This window comes from uncultured Campylobacter sp. (genome assembly GCF_938030785.1).
In the GTDB taxonomy this organism is placed as follows: domain Bacteria; phylum Campylobacterota; class Campylobacteria; order Campylobacterales; family Campylobacteraceae; genus Campylobacter_B.
On record NZ_CALHIK010000121.1, the window covers coordinates 1 to 8,341 of the forward strand.

Here is an 8,341-nt window from a genome sequence, read left to right on the forward strand (position 1 = left end):
ACGACGCTAAAGCCTCTTAAGCTTTGATTGATCGACGGCGGCAAAAGCCCGATACCCAGGCGGCTAGCCTCGTCGATATACTTTGAAATTTTATCGGTATTGCCCTCCTCTGAAGTAAGCAGCGCCGCCATAAACTCCGCCGGATAGTAGGTCTTAAGATAGGCTGTTTGAAAGGTGATCATCGAATATGCCGCGGCGTGAGATTTGTTAAAGCCGTAGGAAGCAAATTTCATAATCAGGTCAAATAGCTCATCCGCCTTAGCTACGTCAAAGCCCAGCTCTTTGGCGCCGCTTAGATACTGCTCGCGCATATGAGCGAGCTTCTTTTCATCCTTCTTACCCATCGCGCGGCGTACCAGATCGGCATCGCCCAAGCTAAAGCCGCCTACCTTCTGCACGATCTGCATGACCTGCTCTTGATAGACGATGATACCGTAGGTAGGCTCTAAAATTTCTTTTATCTCTGGGAAGATATAGCTTGCTTTTAGCTCGCCATGTTTGATCCTGATAAAATCAGGGATTAGATCCATCGGTCCCGGGCGGTATAGCGAGATCATCGCGATGATATCCTCGAAGCGGTCGGGGCGCAGGTTCATCGCAAGATCCTGCATGCCCGCGCCCTCGATTTGGAAAATCCCTAGCGTATTGCCGCTTTGAATCGTCTCATAGGTCTTGTGGTCGTTAAAATCGATCTCCTCCCAGACGATATCGCGACCGTAGCGGCGCTTTACGAGCTTGGCGGCGTTGTCGATCACATCGAGGTTTTTTAGACCCAGGAAGTCAAATTTTATCAGATCGACGTCCTCAAGGTAATTTTTGGTGTATTGCGTTACCAGGCGCGCATCCTCGCCCTTATCCTGCTTAAATAGCGGCGCTTTGTTCCACAGCGGCTCGTTTGAGATCACCACGCCCGCGGCGTGCATGCCTGCGTTGCGATTGAGCCCTTCAAGACCCAGCGCAAACTCCCAAACCTGCTGTGCGATCGGATCTGCGTCGATAAATTCTTTCAGCTTCGGCTCGGCGTCGTAAGCCTGCTTGAGCGTGATGCCGAGCTTATCGGGGATCAGCTTCGCCATCTTATCGGCTTGCGAAAGCGGCATGTCGCAGACGCGAGCCACGTCGCGGATGACGCCGCGCGCGAGCAGCTTACCGAAGGTCGCAACCTGCGCGACGTTAAATTTGCCGTACTGATCGATGACGTAGTCGATCACCTCGCCTCTGCGCGCCTGGCAAAAATCCACGTCGATGTCGGGCATCGAGATACGCGACGGATTTAAAAATCGCTCGAAAAGCAGATTATACGGGATCGGATCGAGGTCGGTAATGCGAAGCGCATACGCGCAGATGCTGCCTGCCGCAGAGCCGCGACCGGGGCCCACGGGGATGTCGTGATCCTTCGCCCAGTTGATGAAATCCTGCACGATTACCATATAGCCCGAAAAATGCATGTTTTTGATGATGGCAAGCTCCTTTTCTAGGCGCTCGCGATAAATTTCGTGCCTCGCGGGATCGATAAATTTAAGGCGCTCTTTAAGCCCCTCTCGGCAGAGATGATCGAATAAAAAATCGTCATTTGCAAAGCTATAACGCTCGTCCGGCTGCGGCAGCGAAAGCCCGAGCCTAGCGGCGTATTCGATCGTAAATTTAAAATTCGGCGGCGTCGGCGCGTAGTCCTTCTCGTCGAAAGCAAATTTCAGATTGCACTTATCTACGATCTCGGCGGTATTTTCGATCACTTCGGGAATGTCCGCAAAAAGCCGCCTCATCTCCTCGTCGCTTTTTACGTAAAATTCCGAAACGACGTGTTTTAGGCGGTCGCCGTCGTTGATCGTCTTGCCCATCGAGATGCACTGATAGACGTCGTGAGCCTTAGCGCGGTCTTTGCGCGAGTAGTGAGCGTCATTGGTAGCGATGATCTTGACGCCGATTTCGCGCGAGAGGCGTATAAGCTCCTTATCGACGTTTAACTGCTCGCCGATGCCGTGGCGCATGATCTCGAGATAAAAATCCTCGCCGAAAATTTCCTTATACTCAAGCGCCGCTTTTTTCGCCGCTTCGTAGCCGCCCGCGCCGCGCTTTAAATTTCGCTCGCTTCTATTTAGATGAAATTCCACCTCGCCCGCTAGGCACGCTGAGGAGCAGATGAGACCCTCGCTGTACTCTTTTAAAATTTTTTTGTTGATCCTCGGGTAGTAGTAGAAGCCGTCCAAAAACGCGCGCGAGCTAAGATACATTAAATTTTTATAACCCGTCTCGTTTTTGGCAAGCAGTATCAAGTGGTAGCGCTGGCGGTCGCTTTTATCGCCGATATCGTCGTGGTTGTGCAGATAGGTCTCGATGCCGATGATCGGCTTGATGCCGTGCTTTTTCATCGTCTGATAAAAGTCTATCGCGCCGAACATATTGCCGTGATCGGTGATCGCGCACGCCTTGGTACCGCGGCTCTGCAAAAGCTCGGCGAGCTCGCTTACTTTATTCGCGCCGTCTAGCAGCGAATACTCGGTGTGAAGGTGCAGGTGGGTGTAGTCGCTCATTTTTGGTCCTTTTTTGATTTGGAAATTATATTAAATTCGGGCTTTAGAAACGGTCAAATTTAATGGAATTTTAGCTTAAATTTGGGCGCGAAATTTCGCAGGAAAATTTTGTACATAATTTATGAAATTTAAAAAGAGCGAATATGCGTGGCGATCGATATAAAGCCTGCTTTAGTATTTTAAGGAGGGCGAAATTCTTATCATTTAAATTTAATGAACTTGGCGAATGAAAGCTTACAAAAGGGCAAATTCTATTTTGAGGCGGCGCGGCGAAGTATTAAATTTTACGCCGATTGTGGCGCGATAGCTCAGCAGGCGGGCATTTCGTATTTTTGCTCTCCACGCCTTAGTCGCTCAAAAAGCCACTTTGGCTACTTAAAAAGCAGATCGTCTTTTAGCTTCGCGTAGATCTCATCGCCTTTTAGCTCGCGGACGATTTGCAGCGCGAATTCCATCGCGGTGGCAGGTCCGCGCGAGGTCATTATGTTTTGGTCTTTCACGACGTTTGCAGATGGGGTATATCCAGCGTGCGCGACGATCTTTTCAAAGCCGGGATAGCAAGTATAGGCGCTTTTGAGCACGCCTGCGGTAGCTAGCGCCCATGGAGCCGCGCATATCGCGCCGATCTTGGCATTGTTTGCATCAAAGTCGCGCAGTATCTGCCCTAGCTTCTCGCTCTTTGCCAAATTTTCGGCTCCAGGTAAGCCGCCGGGCAAAACGATCATATCAAATTCCGAAACTTTTATATCGTCTAAAATTTCATCGGCGATCATCTCTACGCCGTGTGCGCCGCAGACGCATTTTTTATCCAGCCCCACGGATACCGCATCGATCTCTGCGCGGCGCAAAACATCGATCAGATTTACCGCCTCGATCTCTTCAAATCCGTTTGCTAAAATGATCGCTACTTTCATCTACGCTCCTTTATTTTAGATATGAGCCCTGCTCGCTCGGGGCGGTCGAAATTTCGGTATTCGTGCTCCTACTAGACGAGCTATCGTATAGGAACGAATCATCGCCTTTTAGATAAGCGATGATGTAGCCTAGCTCCGTAGCGCCCGTTTTAGCGGCGATCGGCTGCATGATATTTTTCATCTTGCCGCCGTGGCTTAGATCCGTGGTGTATTGCGAAATAGCTATCGAAATCTCCTTGGCGTCCATATCTTTGAGTTTACGAGATACTCCATAAGCTTTTTTTTGCCCGTTTTCGCCGTGGCAGGAAGCGCACTTTTCGGCAAAGATCGCTCCGCCTTTTTCTTTTAAAGAGTTTATATTTCGATTTACCTTGCCGCTATGAGCTTTGCCGCCTGCGGCAGGAGCGCTTTTATAGATATTTACGGTTATATTTTCGTCTTTAGAATGCTTTTCGATTAGGGATTTTAACTCTTTGGCAAACTCACCTTTGGCTTCAAATACGTATGTATCGTCGTTTGCATTATCCGCAGCATTTAGAGTGAAGGCAAAAAAACATGCTAAAAAAGAAATTTTAAAAATTTTCATAAAAAACCTTGATTTTAAATTTAAAAAGGGCGAAGCAAAAGCTTCGCCCTAATTTTACCCGTGGAAGGTAAATAATTAGAAGCTGTATTTAGCCTCGAATCTGATTCGATCATTTTTCTCATCAGCAGCACCTGCAGCGCCATCAATCTTATAGTGTGAATACCAAGTTTTGAAGCTTAGTTTCTGATTATATTTATAAGAAATTCTACCTACTACCTCGTATGCATCGTCGCCATGCGCTTTACCGTCTAGGTAATCGGCGCCGATTCTGATACCTGTATCAGGGATAGTATATCCTGCTACTACATACCAGTATTCGTTTTTGCCGGTAAAGTTCGTATAATCTAGCAACTGCTCACCCGGACTGATGAAAGAGCCTTGATCTTCAAATGATACAAAAGAATCTTTGCTTTTATTATCAGGCTCAAATCTTAAGTAACCTGCGGCTAAATCGATACCGAATAGACCCATGCTAGCCTCTGCAGCCCAGAAATCCGCATCATCAGCGTTTGCGTTTTTATAGCTTCCGTCAAAATCAGAGAATGCATATTGACCTTTTATACCAAGGCTAAAATCATCGGAAATATCAAAGTTAAATGCTAACTCTGCAGCGAAAAGATCGGCTACATCCTCTAAAGAGTTATACCATAGTTGGAAAGCTACCGGATCGTATGAGCCTGCAATTCCTGCGCCATATAGATTGTGATCGGTAGTTAATTTGTTCATTGCACCTATGCCAGCCCAATCAAGGCTTCCAATATCACCGTCGTTTTCTAAAGAATCCATCCAAAAGCCGGTAAGAGTTAAGCCCTCGATATCGGTGCTAGTAATCTTAACGCCGTCTCCATACATATCATCAGTAAAGAATGAACCTACGCCTTGGCGACCGACTGCGATTACAGTACCGCCGACGGTATATCCTAAGTAAGCTTTAGCGATATCAAAATGGGAGTCTTTGTCGCTTGGATTTTGTCCACCATGGTATTGGCTGTTTGAAGAAGATAATGATTCGCCGCCATCTCTATCCATAAATCGAATACCGACTACACCAAAGAAGTTATCGTCGATTTTAGCTTTGAAATCTGCTTCGGATTTAAACTCCCAAGTGCTCTTGCTGCTATTTCCGGCATTTTTATCGCGATCGTGTGTATATCGCATACGAGCATATCCATTTAGATCAACATCCTTGATAGCCTCTTCTAGCGGAACAGCGCTTGCGCTTGTAGCAAGAGCACCTGCAGCGATAGCTGCTGCTAAACTAAGTTTGAATAGTTTCATTTGAACTCCTTTAAAAGTTTGTAGGTGCAATAGTAGCACAAAATGGCAAATTATATGCTTAAAATAGGCTGAAAAATACCAAAATATGACTAAATTGTTACCGAGTGTTTACCAAAATCGCAAAAATTTCGGGCATAAAAAAAGCGAGGCTCACACAAGCCTCGCTGATTATTGAAAGGAGTTCTAGTTTCGATGGCAGGATTATAGCAAGCCGCGGTAAACAGACGGCAACATAGGATTTTACGCCTTATCTTTTTCGGCTTTAAATTTATATCTAAAATTTTAAATTTAAGCCGATATTTTGTTTGACTTTTGTTTATCGATTATTTTCGTGTAGATTTGGCGCGGATTAAATTTAGTAAAATTTTTTCGTATAAAAAGCGGCGGTTAAATTTAAACAAGCCGGATAGCGCAATAAGGATCAATCCTCGCACCGTAGAAAAAGCCGCGGAGGCGGCGTACCCAAAAAGCGATCCGCAGGTTAAAACGGCGAGCGACAAGGGCGATCAAAAAGCGATCGGCGGCCAAATAACCTGCGGACAAAAGGCATAAAGCAGATTAAAAGCTTATATTTTCGCTATCTGGTACGGCTATGGAGTCGTTTTTATAGACCTGCTTGGTTACGATCTTCTCGCCGCTATAAGCGCGCGGAGAGCTCGCGCCCGCTTTGCGCGAGATGATTCTAAACTCGGTGATAGTGCCGTTACTGGTGCTCACGTAGGCGACGTCGCCCGAGGCTGCGTAGTATCTACCCGAGCGCGCTATGTAGGCGTCGCCGCTAGAGAGGTCTTTGAGCGTGTAGATATATGAAGTGGAGCCTTGGCGCGTATAGCTGAGCACTTCCGATTTGACGGCGTTTATATTGCCCGCCATGGCAGGCGCATCGTTGGATGTAAACAGCGCGCAGCCCGATACTGCAAACGCTACAAACGCCGAGAGTATAAAATTTTTCATATTCAATCCTTGTGTTGATTTGGAGTTTAAGGGTAGTGGGTTTAGGCTTAAAATTTGCTTTCGACGCGGAATTTTAACGCGCAAGATAAAATTTACGGCAGCCATTTATCCGCCGTAAGCTAAAAAATTTACTAAATTTCAAAGCTTACCGCTAGCGGTCAATTTCGGCTTTCATAGATTAAATTTAGATCGATTTGCGGCCGCGGTACCAGCAAATTTAAAATTTTAAATTTCGCAGACGCAACGACTAAATTTAAAAGCGACTCGTTTTAGAATTTTATAGAGCTAAATTTTAAAGCAGCGCCGCGCGAAATAACGCTTCCTGTGCGCGGCGCCTTTAAGCGGTAGCCTTTAAATTTACGAGCGCGAAAACTCCACGATCGCCTTGGCAAGCTCCAGCGTCGGATCGACAAAAATTTTATCGCTTTTAATTAACGGCAAAAATAGCGGTATTTCGGTGCAGCCCGCGATGAAAATATCGGCATCGATCCTGCCCAAAAGATCCTCGAAAATGCCTACGTATTCGTTAATATTGCCCGCTTTGACCCCTTTGTAGATGCAGTCCATCAGCGTGTTTTGGATCTGCTCTCCCAGTTCGACGCTGATTAGCCCCGCGGATTTTAGCGGCTCGTCGTAGATTCGCGCCTTTTTCGTGCCGATCGTAGCCAAAACGGCGATCTTGCGCGCTTCTTTGTGATTCTGCAGGATCGATTTTACCGTTACTTCGGCGATATGGATGATTGGCAGATCCACCGCCGCGACGATGTCATCGGCAAAAAAATGCGCCGTATTGCAGCCCATCGCAAACGCCGCGCAGTTCGCATTTTTAAGACGATTAGCGCTCTCGATCAGGCGCGGCAGCGGATTTTCGCCCTTACCCAAGATGAACGCCGTGCGATCTTCGATCTGCGGGTAGCTGTCGATTACGAGCGGGATATTTTCCTGATCGCTCTTAGCCGCGGTCGCCTCGATTATTTTAAGATACAGATCCGCACTCGCCAAAGGCCCCATTCCACCGATAATTCCAACTCTTTTCATCTAAAATCCTTTCTAAATTTATCAAATTTAAACTTGCTCTTGCGAAATTTCATCTAGCCGTAAGCCATACAAACATGCGGCGATGAAATTTGCCAAGCCGCCTAAACCTCGCCGCAGCAGAAATTTTATCGCGACAAAATTTTATTGCCGCAATAGCCTGGTGACGCAAACGCGCTATAAAAAGCTAAATTTAACGCCGCAAGGGCAAAAAGCCTAAAATTTCAGCTCTCCCACTTGCTCATATCCATTTCATTTTCGGTTTTCGCGACGTAGATCGACGCCACGACGTCGCCCGTTACGTTCATCGAGGTTCGCCCCATATCCAAAATCGCGTCGATACCGAGGATCATGCCGTATGCGATCGCGACGTTGCCGCTTACTTTAAGACCGATCGATTCAAGTACCAAAAGCAGCATCAGCGCGCCCGCACCGGGCACTCCCGCCGTTCCGATCGCAGCAAGCATCGAAGTGATAATGATCGTGAGGTAGTGGCCGCCGTTTAGATCGATACCGCAGGCGTTAGCGATAAAAAGCGAGCAAACGCCCAGATATACGGTCGTGCCGTTCATATTGATAGTAGCGCCCACAGGCAAAACAAAGCCGTAGATCGCCTTTGGGATCCCCATATCTTCGGCAGTTTGCATCGTGATAGGCAGGGTGCCGTTTGAGCTACGGGTAACAAAAGCCGTAAGCATCGGCGGGCGCACCTTTTTGAGAAATTTAACCGGGCTAATGCCAAGCAGCATACAAATAACGCAATAAACCAAAAATACTTGAATCGCAAGTCCCAAATATAGGGTGATCGTAACGTTTAGCAGCGAGCTAAAGGCTTCGATGCCGTTTTTATTAAACACGACGAACATCATCGCAAAAACGCCGATCGGCGCGTATTGCATCACCCAGCGCACGACCTTAAACATAATCTCGCTCATTCCGTCGAAAAAATTATAAACCGTGTCGGCGGAATTTTTAATGCGCGCATCGTCGCTGTCGCGGCAAAACGCAAGCCCCACGCCGAAAAATAGACAAAACGCGAT

The 8,341-nt window shown here is 47.2% G+C and carries 7 protein-coding genes; all 7 read right to left on the reverse strand.

Going from position 1 to position 8,341, the window contains the following annotated elements; translation table 11 throughout:
- On the reverse strand, positions 1-2,534 hold a 2,534-nt coding region (gene dnaE, locus Q0438_RS06970), incomplete at its 3' end, for a DNA polymerase III subunit alpha (protein ID WP_299189441.1).
- Between the two features lie 371 nt (positions 2,535-2,905).
- The gene (locus Q0438_RS06975; RefSeq protein WP_299189444.1) at positions 2,906-3,448 is read right to left on the reverse strand and encodes a DJ-1 family glyoxalase III; all 543 of its coding nucleotides are present in this window, start codon (positions 3,446-3,448) and stop codon (positions 2,906-2,908) included.
- 10 nt (positions 3,449-3,458) lie between these two features.
- On the reverse strand, positions 3,459-4,034 hold the full coding sequence (locus Q0438_RS06980) for a c-type cytochrome (protein ID WP_299189447.1): 576 nt from the start codon (positions 4,032-4,034) through the stop codon (positions 3,459-3,461).
- Between the two features lie 75 nt (positions 4,035-4,109).
- On the reverse strand, positions 4,110-5,312 hold the full coding sequence (locus tag Q0438_RS06985; protein WP_299189449.1) for an OprD family outer membrane porin: 1,203 nt from the start codon (positions 5,310-5,312) through the stop codon (positions 4,110-4,112).
- 558 nt (positions 5,313-5,870) lie between these two features.
- A complete protein-coding gene (locus tag Q0438_RS06990; protein ID WP_299189457.1) occupies positions 5,871-6,266 on the reverse strand; it encodes a hypothetical protein in 396 nt (131 codons plus the stop codon).
- 357 nt (positions 6,267-6,623) lie between these two features.
- Complete coding sequence (locus tag Q0438_RS06995) at positions 6,624-7,304, reverse strand: amino acid racemase (RefSeq protein ID WP_299189466.1); 681 nt, start codon at positions 7,302-7,304, stop codon at positions 6,624-6,626.
- 221 nt (positions 7,305-7,525) lie between these two features.
- Positions 7,526-8,341 (reverse strand): dicarboxylate/amino acid:cation symporter (locus Q0438_RS07000; protein ID WP_299189469.1); only part of this gene is annotated, 816 nt, incomplete at its 5' end.